This window comes from Methanoculleus sp. UBA374 (genome assembly GCA_002508705.1).
GTDB classification, from domain to species: domain Archaea; phylum Halobacteriota; class Methanomicrobia; order Methanomicrobiales; family Methanoculleaceae; genus Methanoculleus; species Methanoculleus palmolei.
Genome location: DAYL01000003.1, coordinates 25434 through 42062, shown reverse-complemented (window position 1 = coordinate 42062; position 16629 = coordinate 25434). Strand labels below are relative to the sequence as shown.

Genomic DNA, 16629 nt, shown 5'->3' with positions numbered 1-16629 from the left:
ACCGCAAGGTGCGACTCTCGACTGGCCGCAGGGCAGGAGCGCCCCCCCGTCCAACCCATTATCTCCTCACCCCCCGACCTCTCCCCATGCAGATAGCCGTCATCGGGAGGGGGGACTGCTCCGGAGAAGACTACGGGCTTGCAGAAGCCGTCGGCCGCCTCATCGCCGGGAACCACGGGACCGTCTGTTGCGGCGGCCTCGGCGGGGTGATGGAGGCCGCCTGCAGGGGCGCAAAAGAGGGCGGGGGGGCGACCGTCGGCATCCTCCCGGATGTCGGGGACGGAAACCCCTATCTCGACGTGGTGGTCCGCACCGGCATGGGGCACGCGAGGAACGTCGTTCTCGTGAACTCGGCGGATGCGGTGATCGCCGTCGGGGGCGGCTACGGCACCCTCTCGGAGATCGCGATCGCGCTCAAGACAGGAAAACCGGTCTACGGTCTTTTGACCTGGAAGATAGAGGGGGTGAGGGAGTGCGCCACGCCCGGGGAGGCGGTCAGCCTCGCAGTCCGCGCAGGACGCCGGTCTCGCCCGTCTCGTAGCCCCCGAGGTCCCGGAGGACCCGCTTGAACGCCTCCGACGAGACAGTCTCGACGAGGGCCGCGATCCGGGGGTCGTCGAGCATCGCCCGGTGAATCGCGAGTTCGTAGCGCTCCGTCGCCACCGGGACGAACGCGAGACCGAGCGCCTTTGCGGCGCTGTAAACGCCCATTCCTGCATCGGCCTCCCCGGTCCGGACGGCCAGGGCCACCGCAAGGTGCGTCGTCGCCTCGCGGTCGTAGCCCGGGATGGCGGCCGGTGCGATCCCGCGTTTTGTGAGAACGTGGTCGAAGAGCACCCGCGTCCCCGACCCCTTCTGCCGGTTGATGAACGTCCGGCCGGGTAGATCGTCAATCGTCAGCCCGTCGCGGGACATGACCCCCTGCTGGCGTTCCGCCACGCAGAGGAGGACGAGGTCCGCGCCGGGCAGGTAGCGCTCCAGGTAATGGATATTGTAGGTGCCGTCGGGGGAGAGAAGGTGCATCGGGGCCGCGTGGCACTCCTGCTTCTTCAGGGCAATCACGCCGCCCATGCTCCCGACGTGGGTGGAGTGGATATCGACATCGCGCGGTCGGATGAGGTCGGCCAGGTAGTCGAGGGCCGGGTCGTGGCTGCCGGTGATGAGCACCGCTTCCTCCGCCTCCGCGCGGGGGACGGTGAGCCGGACGCTCATCGTCTCCCCGGCCTCGACCCCCTCTTTCTGCGCCGGGATCTGCAGGTATGCGTTCGCCCGCACCGCGCTCATCTGAACTCCGGCGCCCCGGGACTGGGGCACCGCCACCCAGCGGTCGCCGATCCTCCCCACCGAGAGGAGGACGAACTCGTCCGTCCCGATATCCGAGTGCAGGCTCGTGGTAAGCCGGGCGTCGACGCATTCCGGCCGGGGGACGGAAAGGCCGTAGCGGGCTATGAACGGCAGCACGATCTCGCGGAGCACGGTTGCCGCCGCAAGGGGATAGCCGGGAAGGCCGATCACCGGTTTTCCCTCAATCCGGCCGATGATCACCGGTTTTCCGGGTTTGATGGCGACCCCGTGCGCCAGCACTTCGCCGAGGTCCCGGACGATATCGGCGGTGTAGTCGCGGGTCCCGGCGGACGAGCCGGCCGAGACGAACAGGATATCGTTCTCGGCGACGCCGCGCCGGACGGCGTCCCGGATCCGGTCGTAGTCGTCCGGGACGATTGCGTAGCGGTGCGCCTCCACGCCCGCCTCCTCGAGTACCGCCGCGGCCATCAGGGTGTTGCTCTCCACCACCTTCCCGGGCGGCGGCATCTCGCCCGCCGGCACCAGTTCGCTCCCGGTGGGGATCAGCCCCGCCCGGACATTTTTGACCGCGACCTCGGTGACCCCGTAGTTTGCGAGCGCCCCCACGTCCTGCGGCCGTATCCGGTGGCCCTGCGGGAGGATCATCTCCGACTCCCCGATATCCTCGCCGACCGGGCGGATGTGCTGCCAGGGGCTGACCGGCTTTCTGATGGTGTAGGTCTCGCCCTCAACCCAGACATCCTCGATCATCACCACCGCATCGTAGCCGGGCGGGACGATGTTTCCCGTGTTGACCCGCACCGCAACCGGGAGGGTCACCGGGTGCTGCTCGCTTGCCCCGCGGGTATCGGCGCTTCTTACCGCGATCCCGTCCATCGCCGAGAGGTGGATGGCGGGGACCGAGAACCTGGCGAATATGGGCCCGGCGGTGATCCTGCCGACCGCTCCGGTGGTCACCGGGACCCGGACGACCCCGGGGATCGCCGGGAAGGAGCGCTCCACGAGCTCCCGCGCTTCGGCGAGAGAGATGACCGAGAGGTAGCGTTTCACCACAGAATCACCTCAACCTCTTCGCCGACCTCGAGCCCCTCGCTCGACGCCGGGATCTGCACCAGCCCCCCGCTCTGCACCAGGGTGTTGAGGAGCCCCGACTTCCCGAAGACCGGCGTCGCCTTCCCGTTCCTGACGCTGACCCGGACGTAGTCCTCCCTCCCGCGGGTGGAAGGAACGTTCTCTGTCAGCTGTGCGCGGATGGTCCGCCGTGAGACGGTGGTCATCTGCATCGCCGCGAGCAGGTGGTCGACGACGGCGACGAGCACGACATAGGTCGATGCCGGGTGCCCCGGGAGTCCGATAACCGGTTTTCCCCCCGCCGTTCCGATGATGGTGGGTTTTCCCGGCGCGATGGCGATCCCGTGCACCAGCACCTCGCCGAGTTCCGCGATGACCGCGGCGGTGTTGTCCCGCTCATCTTTCGAGGACCCCCCCGAGACCAGGACCGCATCGCACCGGTCAAGCGCCGAAGAGACTGCCCTCTTCAGCATCGCCTGCTCGTCCCTGACGATCCCGAAGTAGACCGGGTGGCACCCCCGCTCCGTCACGAAAGCGCCGGCGAGGTAGGAGTTTGCGTCCCGCACCTCCCCCGGCCCCGGGGTCTCGACGACGGGGACGAGTTCGTTCCCCGTGGATATGATCCCGATCTTCGGTCTCGTCACCACAGATACCCGGTCGGCGCCGACCGCCGCGGCTACGCCGATCTCCCGGGGCGAGAGCACACGGCCCCGCTCCAGGGCGACCTTCCCGGCGCCGAAGTCTTCGCCCCGGAAGACCACGTTCTCGCCGGGCGCCACCGGGCGGTGTATCAGAACGTCGTCCCCGATCTGCTCTGCGTGCTCGATCATCACCGCCGCGTCCGCCCCCTCCGGGAGAGCCCCTCCGGTGGGAACGTATCGGCACGCCCCTGAAGAGATCTCACCCACATCCGCGCTTCCCATCCCGACCCGGCCCCGGCACTGGAGCATAGCCGGGATGGCCTCGGAGGCCCCGGTGGTCTCGGCAGCGGCGAGTGCGTAGCCGTCGACCGTCGAGCGGTCGAACCCCGGGATATCGATATCGGCACGGACATCCCGCGCGAGAACCCGATGGAGGGCGTCTTCGAGCGGGACCTCCTCGCACCCGGGCAGCGGGGCGATCCTCCGCACCGCCTCCACGGCCTCGCTGACGGACACGACCTCAAGGAAGAGGCTCATCTGAAGCAGCCCAACTGGCAGGCCCGGATCTTGATCCTCGGTTCGCGCTGATTGCAGTATCGGGCAATGTCCGCCTTCGAGATGTCGTACTTCCCGGAGATCTCGAACGCCTGCGGGCAGGTGATCTCGTTTTCTATGCCGTACGCCTCGAACGCTTTGCGTATCTTCTCTTTGTCCATAGTACCAACATGGTTTGCCTGCCGGCAGATAGGATTTACTGTCGGGTCAACAAGCACTATCATTTAGCGTCCTGCCCGCCCATGTATGTACCGATGCGGATCGCGCTGATCAACTCAAGAGAGGATTGTGCGGGGGTGAACATCCGCGATCGCCTCCGGGAACTGCTTGCGGAGGGCGGGTCGTGGCCGCTTGCGAACCGGCATACGCTGGCGTTCCACGAAATCGCGGGAAGATTGATCTATCAGGACCGGATCGATGAAGAGGTCGATGCCGATCTCATTATCTTCCTCTCCCGGCACTCGAGCGTGCACCCGACGCCCGCCCTGACCGTGCACGCGACCGGAAACTACGGTGCCGCCGAACTCGGCGGAGAGCCACAGACTCTTGCGCCGGCATCTCCGGCATGGATGCACGCCGTCCTTGGTAGCCTCGCCGCCCGGGCCCCGGAGGGCTACCGGGTCTCCTACGAAGTGACGCACCACGGTCCGACGGCGCTATCCACGCCGTCATTCTTCGTCGAAATCGGGTCCACCGCCGCTGAATGGGCCGACCCGGTCGCAGGAAGGGCGGTAGCGGAGAGCATCCTCACCGCCCGGCCACTGAAGACGATCAACCTCATCGGCTTTGGTGGGACCCACTACGCCATGCGGCAGACCGCTATCGCTCTCTCTTCCCGGGGCGCTTTCGGCCACATCGTGCCGACCCGTCAGGTCGGCGACATAACCCCGCCCCTCATCCTGCGGATGCAGGAGGCGAGCCGTGCCGTTGCCACTTACATCGACCGAAAAGCACTCTCGACCGGTGAATTCGAACGGATCGAGCGGATGCTTGACGATGCCGGGATCATTCACCTCACCGAGTCTGAAATCCCGGAGGTCTCGCGTCTCGATTGGGCCACTTACTGCAGGGTCAGAGCTCTCGCCGGAGAGATCGCTCCCGGCTCCCGCATCCACATCCACGGCCTCGCGGGAGAGGGAACTCCGGTCCCGGTAACCGTTGCCCCGGACCTTGTTGAAGAGATCGTAAAATCCAGTAAAGACAGATTTCTTGAATCCATCGATGAATTGCCGATTGTCCATCTCTCAAAAGGGTCGGCGGAAGTACTGCCGACGTTTATCGGCTTTGAGGATGCATCCTCCCAACTCGCAAGAGATATAACTACCCTGTGCGTAAAACTCTTACTTATCTGTGAAAATGCTGTTATCGACGGTGATCACCTTGTCCTTTGCAAGGTGCGGTTCGACCCCGGGAAAGCGCGCATGCTCGGGGTTCCGAAGGGGCCGCTCTTTGCCACGCTTGCCGGTGGGAACGCGGTTACGGTCGAAGGACGAAGGATTACCGCCGATGCAGTACAGACAACCAGCGTGAAGCGGATACATATCCCGGGATTGGAGAGATATACATGAAATCCATTGTAGAAGAGGCACTTTCACGGGCACGAGAGGATCAGCGCTTTTCTGAGCCCATAGAGGTCGACAAGGAGCTTGAGGAGGTCCTCATGGAACTCCGGACTGAGATCGCGGTCGTCGGGTGCGGTGGCGGCGGTTCGAACACGATCACCCGGATGTCGGAGGAGGGTATCAACGGAGCGCGGCTGATCGCCCTCAACACCGACGCCCAGCACCTTATCCGGACCCGGGCGGACACCCGGATCCTGATCGGGAGACAGAGGACCCGCGGCCTTGGCGCGGGTTCGATCCCCCAGGTCGGCGAGGAGGCGGCCCTCGAGAACGAGGACGACATCAAGCGGGCCGTCGAAGGGTGCGATATGGTTTTCATCACCACCGGCCTCGGGGGCGGCACCGGTACCGGCTCCGCACCCGTGGTCGCGAAGTCCGCCCGGGAGGAGGGCGCCCTTACCATCGCGGTAGTTACCCTGCCGTTCACGGCCGAAGGCGCGATCCGGGGTCAGAACGCCGAGGCCGGTCTTGAGCGGCTCCGCGAGGTGGCGGATACCGTTATCGTCGTGCCGAACGACCGCCTGCTCGAGGTCGTGCCCCGACTCCCGCTCCACGCCGCCTTCAAGGTCTCGGACGAGGTGCTGATGCGTGCGGTGAAGGGCATCACCGAACTGATCACGATGCCCGGGCTCGTGAACCTCGACTTCGCTGATGTCCGGACCGTCATGGAGCGGGGAGGCGTGGCGATGATCGGGATGGGCGAGAGCGACAGTGAGGACAAAGCCGCCGACTCGGTCAAGAAGGCGCTGCGCTCCCCGCTGCTCGACGTGGACATCGGCGGGGCGAGCGCCGCACTTGTCAATGTCGTCGGCGGGCCCGATATGACCATGTTCGAGGCAGAGGCCGTCATCCAGGAGGTTTACGACCGCATCGACCCCGACGCCCGCATCATCTGGGGCGCCCAGGTCGACCCCGAGATGCAGGGCAAGATGCGGACGCTCCTCGTGGTCACCGGTGTCCGGTCACCACAAATATATGGGAGAAACGAAAAGAGTATGCCACGGATGATGAAAGAGTTTGAGATTGACTTCCTGAAGTGAGTCGAGATGATGGATTATAAAGAAAAATTTGAAGGCGCAAAATCGTTCAAGATCGAAGAGGAGCTCTTCAAGAAGTACTGGCGCGTGCTGAAACTGGCACGGGCGCCGACCCGCGACGAGTTCTCGAAGATCGCCATCGTGGCGGCGGTCGGGATCATGCTCATCGGTCTTGTCGGGTTTGTCATATACGAGATCATGCTGGTATTGCCTAAATGATGAATATGGCTGAGAGCGGAAACAGGGTATATGCAATAAAGACGACCGCGAAACAGGAACGAACGGTTGCCGACAACATCGAGAAGGTGACGAGGGAGCAGAAGGACATTCATGTGACGGCCGTCATGGTCCCTGAGGAACTGAAAGGCTACGTCCTTGTGGAGAGTCCCGACTCAATCGCCCGAATCGAACAACTGGTGGAGCTGATCCCTCATGCGCGCGCGGTGGTGCAGGGCTCGACTGCGCTCTCGGAGGTGGAGCATTTCCTGGTGCCGAAACCGGTGGTCAGCGGCATCACCGAGGGCACCATCGTCGAGATCATCGCCGGACCGTTCAAGGGTGAGAAGGCGGTCGTCAAACGTATTGATTCCGGAAAAGAAGAGATCACGGTCGAGCTCTACGAGAGCATGGTCCCCATCCCGATCACGGTTCGCGGCGATTCCGTTCGCGTCGTGGAGCGGTCGGAGAGTGGCGGTTAGGCGCATTCTCTTCTCCCTTTTTTAACCCGGGCAACGGGGAGTCGCTGCATCGGTGTTGATGCTGTTTCCCTCATTCTGACGTGCCCGCCTGCGCGACGGGCCCGGTATTTGCGCGGCACGGTCCGGCATTATATTTAAATCTCTTTACGATGACCTTAGATAACCCAGGCAACTATTCCCCTGAGGAATAAGCTGGAGAATTTGTATGACAGAAACGGTCGAGGTATTGGTACCCGGCGGCAAGGCAACAGCAGGCCCGCCTCTCGGGCCTGCGCTCGGACCTCTCGGTATCAACGTGAAGGCTGTCGTCGATGAGATCAACAAGAAGACGGCTGATTTCAACGGCATGCAGGTGCCGGTGACGGTCGCGGTCGACGATAAGCGCAACTACACGATTGAAGTGGGCATTCCGCCCACGACGGCGCTTGTTATGAAAGAAGCCGGTATCGAAAAGGGGTCTGCAGAGCCGGGCGCTCAGGTGGCGGGAAACCTGCCGCTGGAGGCCGCTGTCCGTATCGCCCGTATGAAACTTGATGGCATGCTCTCGTACGACCTGAAATCTGCGGTCAAAGAGGTCGTTGGAACGTGCGTGAGCGTCGGTGTCACCGTCGAGGGCAAGAGCCCCCGCGAGATGATCCAGGCCATCAACGACGGAGCATACGACAGCGTACTCGTCGCATAGATGTCAGACAACCATAGAAGATCGTGAGGTCGCGTACTATGGAGGAAAAGGATGGTCGATAAAACCAGTATACAAAAAGCCGTGACGACGGCCCTCTCGCAGGCTCCGGAAAGGAAGTTCGTGGAGAGCGTGGATATCACCGTCAACCTCAGGAATCTCGATATGTCCCAGCCCAAGAATCGTATCGATGAGACGATTCTCCTCCCGAACGGTTTTGACAACGTCAAGATCGCCGTTCTCGGGAAGGGCGACATCACCACACAGGCCAAAGAGGCGAATGTGGACCTTATTATCGGACCTGAGGAGATCGAGCGGCTCGGGGGAGAACCCCGGGAAGCGCGTAAAATGGCGGAAGAGTATCAGTTCTTCCTTGCAGAGACGGCAGTGATGCCTCTCGTCGGTCGTTATCTCGGTGTCAGGCTCGGTCCGCGGGGCAGGATGCCCATGCCGGTTCCGCAGGGAATGGATATCCGGCCCATTGTTCAGCGTCTGAGGGGTTCCGTGAAGATCCGGACGAAGGACAAGAAAGTCTTCCACACGAAGGTTGGGTCGGCCGGAATGGAACCGGAGCAGATCGCCGAGAACATCGAAGCGGTTCTTCGGCGGGTTGAGTCCGTCCTGGAGAGCGGGGCACTGAACATTCACTCGGTCTACGTGAAGACAACCATGGGGCCGGCAGTGAGGGTAATCTAATGGCACTCTACACACACCACCTGCCCAAGTGGAAGAAGGACGAGGTGGACGAGATCAAGCGCGGTATCGGGGAGCATTCGCTCGTCGGCGTTGTGGACATGTACGGCATTCCCGCCTCGCAGGTCCAGCATATCCGGAGGAACCTCCGCGGTACGGCGAGGGTGAAGATGGCCCGGAACACGCTGATCGAGCACGCCTTAAATGAGGTCGGCGGCAGCGTTGTGGCTCTGAGGGAACATGCCGAAGGCCAGAGCGCCATGATCTTCACGAACGAGAACCCTTTCAAACTCTTCAAGCTGCTTGAGCAGACCAAGACGAAGATGGCGGCGAAGCCCGGCGAGATTGCACCGGAGGATATCGTCGTCCCGAAGGGCCCGACCAGCTTCAAGCCCGGCCCCATTGTGGGCGAACTCCAGCAGGTGGGCATTCCGGCAGCCATTGAGGGTGGAAAGGTCAAGATTCGTGAGACGAAGACGGTCGTGAAGAAGGGTGAGGTCATCAGCAAGAAGATTGCCGATGCTCTCGTGAAGCTCGACATCAAGCCGATGGACGTCGGTCTCGTCCTCCAGGCTGCTTACTACAAGAACACCGTCTTTACGCCCGACCTCCTCGTTATCGATGAAGAGGCTTACTACCGCAATATCGTGCTTGCGGCCCAGCAGGCGTTTAACCTCTCGGTCAATGCCGTCATCCCGACACCGCTCACCATCGGCGCCATCATCGGCAAGGCGGTTCGGGAAGCCCGGACTGTAGGTGTCGAAGCGAGCATCTACGAGAAGGACATCATCGACCTGATCATCGGGCGGGCACAGCGGGAGATGCTGGGTGTCGCGCTTGCGGCAGAGGCCCATGGGTTCGAGCTCGATGAGGCGACCCTGAAGGCCGCCTCGGCGGCAACCGTTGCGGCGGCACCCGCGGCAACGGAGAAGACGGCCGAGGCAAAGCCCGAAAAAGAAGAGACGGAAGAGGAGAAGAAGGAAGAGGAAGAAGAGAGCGGCATGGCCGGTCTCGGCGCCCTCTTCGGCTAACAGTATTTCAAAACCAAAGGTGAATGAACTATGGAGTATATCTACGCTGCACTGCTCCTGCACAACGCAGGCAAGGATGTAACTGAAGAGAATGTGACTGCTGTCCTGAAGGCGGCCGGTGTCGCCGTCGAGGATGCCCGTGTGAAGGCCCTTGTCGCCGCACTCGAAGATGTGAACATCGACGAGGCCATCAGCAAGGCCGCCGTTGCTCCGGCCGCCGCCGCACCCGCGGCAGCCGCTGCTGCCCCTGCCGCCGCAGCACCCGCCGCAGCAGCCGCGGACGAGGCCAAGGAAGAGGCAAAGAAGGAAGAGGAAGAAGAGAGCGGTATGGCCGGTCTCGGCGCCCTCTTCGGCTAAACTTTTTTCTTTTGCCGGCGGTTGCCGGTGTTATGATCCGCTGGAATCTGTCGGTGTTCCGGGCATTGTCCGAGAGACATACCACGGGGTTACGGCTGCCTGCGTGAAGAGATGAGCGATTGAATAGATTTATTGGCAGCAGGCGGCCATCTTCCTGTATGGGGGGAACTGGCGCCGCTGGAGGCGGGAAGGAGACCGGAACTCTGGGGGCGGTCAAGGCAGCGGGCCTTGTCTTCGGCGATATCGGGACAAGCCCCATCTATACCCTGACGGTGATTCTCGCCCTCATTCCCCGGACCGAAGCCGCGATCCTCGGCGTCCTCTCCCTGATCATCTGGACCCTGCTTCTGATCGTCTCGGTCCAGTACGCCTGGCTCGCCATGAGCCTGGGAAAGAGGGGGGAGGGCGGGACGATCGTGCTGCGGGAGCTCCTGAACCCGCTCCTGAAGCACTCCAGGTCGCGCTACGCCCTCCTGATCCTGACCGTGATCGGGGTCTCGCTCCTGATCGGCGACGGCGTGATTACCCCGGCAATCAGCATACTCTCGGCCGTCGAAGGTGTGCCGCTGATCCCGGGCCTCAAGGGGGTGGGGCCGGACATGCTTATCCTGCTCGCAGCCGGCATCGCCATTATACTCTTCTCCATTCAGCGGCGGGGCACCGATCGGGTCGCGGTCACCTTCGGGCCGCTCATGGTCGTCTGGTTTGCCGCGCTGACTCTGTCGGGCATCATCATGATCGTACAGGCGCCCACCGTCCTCTGGGCGATCAATCCACTCATCGGGGTGAACTTCCTCTTCTCGAACGGGCTTGAGTCCTTCCTGGTCCTCGCGTCGGTGATCCTCTGTGCGACGGGCGGCGAAGCCCTGTACGCCGACATGGGACACCTCGGCCGCGAACCGATCCGTCGGGCCTGGTGCTTCGTCTTCCCGGCGCTCGTGATCAATTACCTGGGACAGGGGGCTTTTGCGCTGATACAGCCCGATGCATCGAGCATCCTCTTTGAGATGATCCTCTCCCTCTCGGCTGGTCTGTACATCCCCTTCGTCCTCCTCTCGATCGCCGCGACCGTGATCGCGTCGCAGGCGATGATCAGCGGGATCTTCTCGATCGTCTATCAGGGGATCATGACCCGGCTCCTGCCGACACTGAAGGTCGAATACACATCGACCGCGCTACGGTCGCAGATCTACATCAACAGCGTCAACTGGATGCTGCTTTTCGCCGTGCTCTTTGTGATGCTCTTCTTCCGGGAGTCCCGGCACCTTGCGTCCGCATACGGGCTCGCCGTCACGGGAACGATGGTTATCTCCGGTATCCTGATCACCGGCATCTTCCTATACCGGCACCGGTACGGCCATGCAGCCCTTGCGTGGGGCATCACCCTTATCGACTTCCTCTTCCTCGGTGCGAGCCAGAGCAAGCTCGTGACCGGCGGGTACTGGTCGCTTGTGTTCGCAGCCGTGCCGATGGGTGTGATCCTGATCTACCTTGCGGGCCAGCGCCGGCTCCATCGTGCGTTCCGGCCGGTTCAGCTCAAGGATTTTCTCCGTCAGTACCGTAAGATCCGGGACACCATGGAGCCTATCAGCGGTACCGCCCTCTTTTTCGCCCGGGACGTGAAACGGATACCGCCGTACATCGCCCGGACCATGTTCGTGAACAACATCCTGTATCAGGATAACATTCTGGTCTCGATTGTGGTCGACGACACGCCGTTCGGGGTCGTGCACGGCTTCAAGCGTGACCTGGCCGAGGGACTCCGGACATTTGAGATCCGGCACGGATACCTCGAGTTCGTGGACATCACCCCGATCCTGAGGGAACATGACATTCGGGAGAAAGTGATCTTCTATGGGCTCGAGGAGATCGTGACCAACCATCTGGTCTGGCAGGTGTTCGCCACGATCAAACGGCTTGCGCCGACATTCGTCCAGTTCTACCGTTTGCCGGCGGACCACATGCACGGCGTTTCGACCCGGATCGAGATGTGACGGACGAAAAGAGAGGGTCTCCGCCCCCGTCAGCCGCTATAGACCTCTGCCGGTAAGTACGGGCGGCACGTCCATGAGCGGCAACGATGCGCCGCAATCTCCTCAGGGGCGGAGGTACTGCACCTTCATTCCCGCCCCGAAGATCCTCTGGCTCTCCGCTCCTGCAATAATCCTTTTGGCGAGCGGAGCGTCGGTCACGACAAAACCCGAGAGATCGGAGACGCCGTAATCGAAGAATACCGAGGACAGAGGAGTTCCCGGACCTACGATCGTCACCGCTTCTGCATTCTCCGAGAGTTCAAGAAGCCGCGGCATGCTCTTGTCCCCGACGGCGGCACAGGTCAGGAACGCATAATCGCATTCCGGCAGCAGATACTCACAGGCGGAATACGGGTAATCCCCCTCCGCGGGGTCCCACTCAACGATGCTCAGGTCGGAGACCGGGGCGATCAGCTTCTCAAGGAACGGAAAATGACCGACGACACAGACCTTCTTTCCTTTCACGAGGTTCTGGGACCGGATGAACGGGTCTTTCAGCCGCTCCTCAACCCGCTTCTTTTCCGGAACCTCGATCCCTGCGCGCCGAGCGACATCCGGGTGGTTGTACCACGCATCGATCGCCGACTGGCCGATGGACGCTTCCCGCAGATTCCAGGACTTCACACACCCGGCGACCTCTTTTAACGGCATTCCAATCCGATTTTTGGTCATCATCGGCGCGCGCTGGACATAATCGCGGTATGCCGCAAGACCGATGCCGCCGTTTGCCTCAACATACGTCATCTCTCCGCCGACGACGATGTCATCGACGATGATATCGTCCGGGATCTCTTCGATCAATGCGTCGTATAACTCCCACATAGGTCATTTCTCCTGAAATTCCGGGATACTCTCTTTTGCAACGATCCCTCCTCCCCGGAGTTGATTACGGATATCGAGGAGGACGGAGTCGATCGCCTCGATTTTATGCAGCGTCTCTTCTTCTTCCGCCGTCGTTTCAATCACTTTTGCAATGCCGCCGTTTCTGATGACGATCCGTTTGTCTGCGCGGAGGGCGAGGAGCGGATCGTGCGTCGACATGAGGACGATCTTCTCGTTGCCGACAAGGAGCTTGACCGCCTCCCGCCGGTCGATTCCTGCATTTTCCAGTTCGTCGATAAGGATGATCGGGGATGAACTCAGAAGTGCGGTATCGGCGATCATCAGCGACCGCGACTGCCCGCCGGAGAGCTGGGTGACTTTCGTATCGAGCGTAAATTTCTCGCCCGCAAGAGAGTTGGCAACCGCAAAACACTTCTCCACAACTGCGGCGGGATCGGGGATCATCCGGCTTTTTGCGTGCATTTTCAGGAATTCCTGCACGGTTAAGTCCATGACGAAGTTCATATTCTGCGAGAGCTGGGCCACCAGTTTGCCCCCGGTGGCGAATCTTTTGTCGGCATCGGGAACCGAGCCGTTGATGAGGATCTGCCTTGCGGTCGGCGTATCGCGCTGGGCGAGGCATTCTATATCTTCAAGCAGTCTGCTCTTCCCCGAGCCGGTGGGACCGACGATGCTGACGACCTCACCGGGCGTTATTGTCAATTCGACCATCTCCGGCCTTCCTGTCTTGTCCCGTCCGCCGAGGATCGTAACGGAGGAGATCGCCTCATCCGACCCCTTCGCCCGGGAAAACGCCTCAAGGAATGCACAGAAGTGGTAGATGACCTCCTCACGGTCGAGCCCGAACTCCTCAAGCATATCCTCATCGACATCCTCCAGAATTTCGGGGAGTGTTTTGGTCTCATCGACCCCGGCGAGTCGCATATTGGCAAGGTAATCGACTGCAAGAGGATAGCGGCGGAGGATCTCGCCGATTGGGACGGTCGAAACCTCGGCAACGTAACCGAGGGCATTCATGCGTCGTCAAACCCCACTCTTTTGACCATCCCCATCTGATACGGCTCCCCGATAAGGGTCTCGCCGGTGCAGTACGAGCAGATGGCGGCGGGCATGGTGAACCTGAGTTTGCGGTCGCGAAGCGTCTGGATATCGAGTGCGTCCTGCCAGTAGCGGGCGAGCATGAACGCTCCCTGGCCGGTAATGCCGTTGACGAAGAGAACGATTGCCGCCGCATTGACCTCGTGGACGTTGAAGGCAAAGACTTCACGCTCCGCCTGAGAGACGATATCCCCTTTGGTGACGACGACGATATCGGCGTATTTCAGCATCGGCCCGATCTTCCTCGGGGTATTGACGCCGGAAAGGTTGTCGATCACGCAGACCGACAGAATGCCGTTCACGTACGGCGAGCACCGGTTGCAGAGCCCTGCGCTCTCCGTGACGAGAACCGACAGCCCCTTCTTCATGCCCCACTCGACCGCCCCTTCAACATTGCTGACGAAGAAGTGGTCGGGACAGATCTTGCCGGCGAACGCGGTCTGGTTGGGTATCCCCTGTTCGTCGTAGCGCTGGTGATCGAAGGAGGTGAGCGAGTCGAACTTCACGACGCCCACGCTCCCCCCGGGTAGTCCGAGAGCTGCAATGGTTTTGAGAATCACGGAGGTCTTCCCTGAAGACGGAGGGCCTGCAACGGTAATCAACTTCATGGCGTCTGCGCTTTGCTATGGGGCGCGGGGAGGTATATTATTTGCTAAATTTCTCCATTATGTTAACCGGATTTTGTTGATTTGCCCCTTCACTCCTCCTCACTCCCCCCGTAGACCGCCTGCCCGAAGCTGATGCACCCGTCTCCGAGGGGATAGTCACGGTTGATGATGAACTCCAGCCCGGCAGCCCGGACCTCGTCCCGGATCGTCTCCCGGATCGCCCGGTTGTAGGCCACGCCGCCCGAGAGCGCCACCCGGGGGGTCCCCCGCTCCTCCGCCGCCCGGACAGCCATCGCGGCGACGCCCCGGGCGAGGTTGTACTGGAAGGACGCGGCGATGCTTTCGGTCCGTTCCCCGGCGGCGTACCGCCGGTATGCCTCCGCTATGAGCGAACGGGTCGAGAGGACCTCGCAGCCGTCGCTGCCGTGCAGGAAGTCGAGGTCCCAGGCCGACGGCTTTCCGGCGGACGCCGCCGCCTCGAGTTTCATCGCCGGTTCCCCGTCGTAGGTCCGTTCCCGGCAGATCCCGAGGAGGGCCGCAACGGCATCGAGGACCCGGCCCGTGCTTGAGGTCGCGGCGACGTTCAGCCCCCGCTCCACCTGCCGGGTAAGGGCCGATAGTTCGATCTCGCTCCAGCCCCGCGATGCGAGAAGGTCCCGGACCCCCGACGTCGGCAGGATGCCGTAGAGCATCCGCTCCGGGAACCGGGTGGCAAGGTCGCCGCCCGGCATCGGGACGACCTCGAGGTGGGCGACCCGGTCGAGGCGGGGGACCTTCCCGGCAAAGACCTCACCGCCCCAGACCGTTCCGTCGTCGCCGTATCCCACGCCGTCGATGGCGATTCCGACGCATTCCTCCCGGGTCGCTGCGGCGATGTGCGCCCGGTGGTGCTGGACGGCGAGGAGTTCCGCCCCGGTCTCTCCGGCGATCTTCCTCGCGTAGCGAGTCGAGAGGAACTGCGGGTGAAGGTCGTGGACGATCCGGTCGTATCGGGCGCCGATGAGCCCCCCTATCCTTTCGATCGTCTCCTGCAGGTAGGCGAGGGTCTGCGGGTTCCTGACGTTTCCGACGTGCGGGGACGTGATGCAGAACCCGTTCTGGTAGATGGAGATGTTTGCGTTCAGTTCCGGGCCGACACCGAGGATGCACTCATTGCCGAGATCGATTGCCGTCCGCTTCGGGGCGAGGCCCCGCGAGAGACGGATGATGCAGCCGTCCCGAACAACGGAGTCGTCGCACCGGTTGACGATCCGGCGGTCGTGCGTGAGGATGTAGTCCACCTGTTCCGAAAGCCGTTCGAGAGCGGTCGCGAGATCGGTGATCATCGGGTAGCCCGGCAGGTTCGCACTCGTCATGATGAGGAGCGGGTGGGCGAGGTTTGCAAAGAGGAGGTGGTGCAGCCCGGTATAGGGGAGCATGCACCCGACGGTATGGAGGTTGGAGATCCCCGGGTGCGACGCGGGGTCCCGCTTTGCGAGCACCACTATCGGCCGCTCCCGGGAACGGAGAATTCCCCGTTCTTCGTCCGATACAACCGCGATCCGCTCCACCTCCTCCGGGGTCGCCATCACCGCAAGAGGCTGCTCCGTCCGGCCCAGACGACGTTTCAGGGCGCCTGCCGCCTCCTCGGTGCAGGCGATATGAAATCCGCCTATCCCCCGGATGGCGACGATCGAGCCCGCATCGAGGAGGGATGCAGTTTCCCTGATGGGGTCCGCCGCTCGAAGCGGCGTTCCGTCGGCCCGAAGAAGCGTGAGGTGCGGCCCGCAGGCTGCACAGGCGATCGTCTGGGCGTGGTGGCGCCGGCACGCCGGGTGGGTGTATTCACGCTCACAGGCGGTACACATGGGAAACGGCTGCATGGTCGTACGCTCCCGGTCGTAGGGGAGGGCGTTGATGATGCTGTATCGGGGGCCGCAGTTGACGCAGGACGTGGCCCAGTAGCCTTCGTATCGCCCGCCGGGTGTGAAGATATCGGCGATGCAGTCGTCACAGGTGGCGATGTCGGGGGGGATGAAGCCGGAGAGGCATCCCGAACCGCTCTCAAGGATGGTAAACGTTTCGGGCGGACTGCCGCGCATATCCTGGACATCTATAGAATCTATCTGAGATAACGGCGTTCCTCGGGAAACAACCTCGAGAAATTCTTCGAAACGGTTTCCGAATGCATGGATTTCGACCTCGCTCCCGAGGTTTTTAACCGATCCGGTAATCCCGAATTTCCTGGCCGTTGCATAGACAAAGGGACGAAACCCGACCCCCTGAACGATGCCCCGGATGATGATGGTTCCCTGTGTACGCATTAATATTCAGCAAAAATTTATGGAGTTACACAACAATATAATAATAGGGTATCGC

17 protein-coding genes are annotated in these 16629 nt (G+C 62.1%); 10 read left to right on the top strand and 7 right to left on the bottom strand.

Going from position 1 to position 16629, the window contains the following annotated elements; all coding sequences use genetic code 11:
* Positions 1 to 86: 86 nt before the first annotated feature.
* Complete coding sequence (locus BRA42_RS01000) at positions 87 to 569, top strand: TIGR00725 family protein (RefSeq protein ID WP_292407302.1); 483 nt, start codon at positions 87 to 89, stop codon at positions 567 to 569.
* Here BRA42_RS01000 and BRA42_RS00995 read toward each other — a convergent pair.
* From BRA42_RS00995 to BRA42_RS00985, 3 genes are read right to left on the bottom strand one after another with little or no spacing between them, the layout of a single operon-like run.
* Positions 496 to 2358, bottom strand: coding sequence for a molybdopterin biosynthesis protein (locus tag BRA42_RS00995; protein ID WP_292407332.1), 1863 nt, complete (start codon positions 2356 to 2358; stop codon positions 496 to 498). The genes BRA42_RS01000 and BRA42_RS00995 overlap by 74 nt on opposite strands.
* On the bottom strand, positions 2352 to 3554 hold the full coding sequence (gene glp / locus BRA42_RS00990; protein WP_292407335.1) for a gephyrin-like molybdotransferase Glp: 1203 nt from the start codon (positions 3552 to 3554) through the stop codon (positions 2352 to 2354). The genes BRA42_RS00995 and glp overlap by 7 nt, the downstream gene beginning before the upstream one ends.
* The gene (locus tag BRA42_RS00985; protein ID WP_292407337.1) at positions 3551 to 3733 is read right to left on the bottom strand and encodes a hypothetical protein; all 183 of its coding nucleotides are present in this window, start codon (positions 3731 to 3733) and stop codon (positions 3551 to 3553) included. Before BRA42_RS00985 ends, glp begins: the two co-directional genes overlap by 4 nt.
* An 81-nt stretch (positions 3734 to 3814) precedes the next feature.
* On the opposite strand from BRA42_RS00985, the gene BRA42_RS00980 reads away from it, so the two are divergent.
* The 9 genes from BRA42_RS00980 to BRA42_RS00940 all read left to right on the top strand — a co-directional run bounded on the left by BRA42_RS00980 (position 3815) and on the right by BRA42_RS00940 (position 11683).
* Positions 3815 to 5140, top strand: a complete 1326-nt coding sequence (locus tag BRA42_RS00980; protein WP_292407340.1) for a D-aminoacyl-tRNA deacylase — start codon at positions 3815 to 3817, stop codon at positions 5138 to 5140.
* On the top strand, positions 5137 to 6234 hold the full coding sequence (ftsZ, locus tag BRA42_RS00975) for a cell division protein FtsZ (protein ID WP_292407343.1): 1098 nt from the start codon (positions 5137 to 5139) through the stop codon (positions 6232 to 6234). Before BRA42_RS00980 ends, ftsZ begins: the two co-directional genes overlap by 4 nt.
* A 6-nt stretch (positions 6235 to 6240) precedes the next feature.
* On the top strand, positions 6241 to 6450 hold the full coding sequence (locus tag BRA42_RS00970) for a protein translocase SEC61 complex subunit gamma (protein WP_292407346.1): 210 nt from the start codon (positions 6241 to 6243) through the stop codon (positions 6448 to 6450).
* A gap of 5 nt (positions 6451 to 6455) precedes the next feature.
* On the top strand, positions 6456 to 6929 hold the full coding sequence (locus BRA42_RS00965) for a transcription elongation factor Spt5 (protein WP_292407358.1): 474 nt from the start codon (positions 6456 to 6458) through the stop codon (positions 6927 to 6929).
* Positions 6930 to 7134: 205 nt separating this feature from the next.
* Complete coding sequence (locus BRA42_RS00960; RefSeq protein WP_292407349.1) at positions 7135 to 7611, top strand: 50S ribosomal protein L11; 477 nt, start codon at positions 7135 to 7137, stop codon at positions 7609 to 7611.
* Positions 7612 to 7662: 51 nt separating this feature from the next.
* Positions 7663 to 8304, top strand: a complete 642-nt coding sequence (locus BRA42_RS00955; RefSeq protein WP_292407352.1) for a 50S ribosomal protein L1 — start codon at positions 7663 to 7665, stop codon at positions 8302 to 8304.
* On the top strand, positions 8304 to 9332 hold the full coding sequence (locus tag BRA42_RS00950) for a 50S ribosomal protein L10 (protein ID WP_342686258.1): 1029 nt from the start codon (positions 8304 to 8306) through the stop codon (positions 9330 to 9332). The genes BRA42_RS00955 and BRA42_RS00950 overlap by 1 nt, the downstream gene beginning before the upstream one ends.
* A gap of 30 nt (positions 9333 to 9362) precedes the next feature.
* Complete coding sequence (rpl12p, locus tag BRA42_RS00945) at positions 9363 to 9689, top strand: 50S ribosomal protein P1 (protein ID WP_342686257.1); 327 nt, start codon at positions 9363 to 9365, stop codon at positions 9687 to 9689.
* Between the two features lie 158 nt (positions 9690 to 9847).
* On the top strand, positions 9848 to 11683 hold the full coding sequence (locus BRA42_RS00940) for a KUP/HAK/KT family potassium transporter (protein WP_342771189.1): 1836 nt from the start codon (positions 9848 to 9850) through the stop codon (positions 11681 to 11683).
* A gap of 102 nt (positions 11684 to 11785) precedes the next feature.
* Here BRA42_RS00940 and BRA42_RS00935 read toward each other — a convergent pair whose 3' ends face one another.
* From BRA42_RS00935 to hypF, 4 genes are all read right to left on the bottom strand, one after another.
* Complete coding sequence (locus tag BRA42_RS00935; RefSeq protein ID WP_292406306.1) at positions 11786 to 12544, bottom strand: DUF364 domain-containing protein; 759 nt, start codon at positions 12542 to 12544, stop codon at positions 11786 to 11788.
* A gap of 3 nt (positions 12545 to 12547) precedes the next feature.
* Complete coding sequence (locus BRA42_RS00930; protein WP_292406309.1) at positions 12548 to 13582, bottom strand: ABC transporter ATP-binding protein; 1035 nt, start codon at positions 13580 to 13582, stop codon at positions 12548 to 12550.
* Positions 13579 to 14271, bottom strand: coding sequence for a GTP-binding protein (locus BRA42_RS00925; protein ID WP_292406312.1), 693 nt, complete (start codon positions 14269 to 14271; stop codon positions 13579 to 13581). Before BRA42_RS00925 ends, BRA42_RS00930 begins: the two co-directional genes overlap by 4 nt.
* Before the next feature lie 89 nt (positions 14272 to 14360).
* Positions 14361 to 16574 carry a carbamoyltransferase HypF gene (gene hypF / locus BRA42_RS00920; protein ID WP_342771188.1) on the bottom strand — a complete coding sequence of 738 codons (2214 nt, stop codon included), beginning with the start codon at positions 16572 to 16574 and terminating at the stop codon, positions 14361 to 14363.
* Positions 16575 to 16629: the final 55 nt, after the last annotated feature.

Excerpts from the sequence above, each read along its gene's own strand:
- BRA42_RS01000 (WP_292407302.1), top strand. The coding sequence starts at position 87 with ATGCAGATAGCCGTCATCGGGAGGGGGGACTGCTCCGGAGAAGACTAC.
- glp (WP_292407335.1), bottom strand. The coding sequence starts at position 3,554 with ATGAGCCTCTTCCTTGAGGTCGTGTCCGTCAGCGAGGCCGTGGAGGCG.
- BRA42_RS00985 (WP_292407337.1), bottom strand. The coding sequence starts at position 3,733 with ATGGACAAAGAGAAGATACGCAAAGCGTTCGAGGCGTACGGCATAGAA.
- BRA42_RS00980 (WP_292407340.1), top strand. The coding sequence starts at position 3,815 with ATGTATGTACCGATGCGGATCGCGCTGATCAACTCAAGAGAGGATTGT.
- ftsZ (WP_292407343.1), top strand. The coding sequence starts at position 5,137 with ATGAAATCCATTGTAGAAGAGGCACTTTCACGGGCACGAGAGGATCAG.
- BRA42_RS00970 (WP_292407346.1), top strand. The coding sequence starts at position 6,241 with ATGATGGATTATAAAGAAAAATTTGAAGGCGCAAAATCGTTCAAGATC.
- BRA42_RS00965 (WP_292407358.1), top strand. The coding sequence starts at position 6,456 with ATGGCTGAGAGCGGAAACAGGGTATATGCAATAAAGACGACCGCGAAA.
- BRA42_RS00960 (WP_292407349.1), top strand. The coding sequence starts at position 7,135 with ATGACAGAAACGGTCGAGGTATTGGTACCCGGCGGCAAGGCAACAGCA.
- BRA42_RS00955 (WP_292407352.1), top strand. The coding sequence starts at position 7,663 with ATGGTCGATAAAACCAGTATACAAAAAGCCGTGACGACGGCCCTCTCG.
- BRA42_RS00950 (WP_342686258.1), top strand. The coding sequence starts at position 8,304 with ATGGCACTCTACACACACCACCTGCCCAAGTGGAAGAAGGACGAGGTG.
- rpl12p (WP_342686257.1), top strand. The coding sequence starts at position 9,363 with ATGGAGTATATCTACGCTGCACTGCTCCTGCACAACGCAGGCAAGGAT.
- BRA42_RS00940 (WP_342771189.1), top strand. The coding sequence starts at position 9,848 with ATGGGGGGAACTGGCGCCGCTGGAGGCGGGAAGGAGACCGGAACTCTG.
- BRA42_RS00935 (WP_292406306.1), bottom strand. The coding sequence starts at position 12,544 with ATGTGGGAGTTATACGACGCATTGATCGAAGAGATCCCGGACGATATC.
- BRA42_RS00930 (WP_292406309.1), bottom strand. The coding sequence starts at position 13,582 with ATGAATGCCCTCGGTTACGTTGCCGAGGTTTCGACCGTCCCAATCGGC.
- BRA42_RS00925 (WP_292406312.1), bottom strand. The coding sequence starts at position 14,271 with ATGAAGTTGATTACCGTTGCAGGCCCTCCGTCTTCAGGGAAGACCTCC.
- hypF (WP_342771188.1), bottom strand. The coding sequence starts at position 16,574 with ATGCGTACACAGGGAACCATCATCATCCGGGGCATCGTTCAGGGGGTC.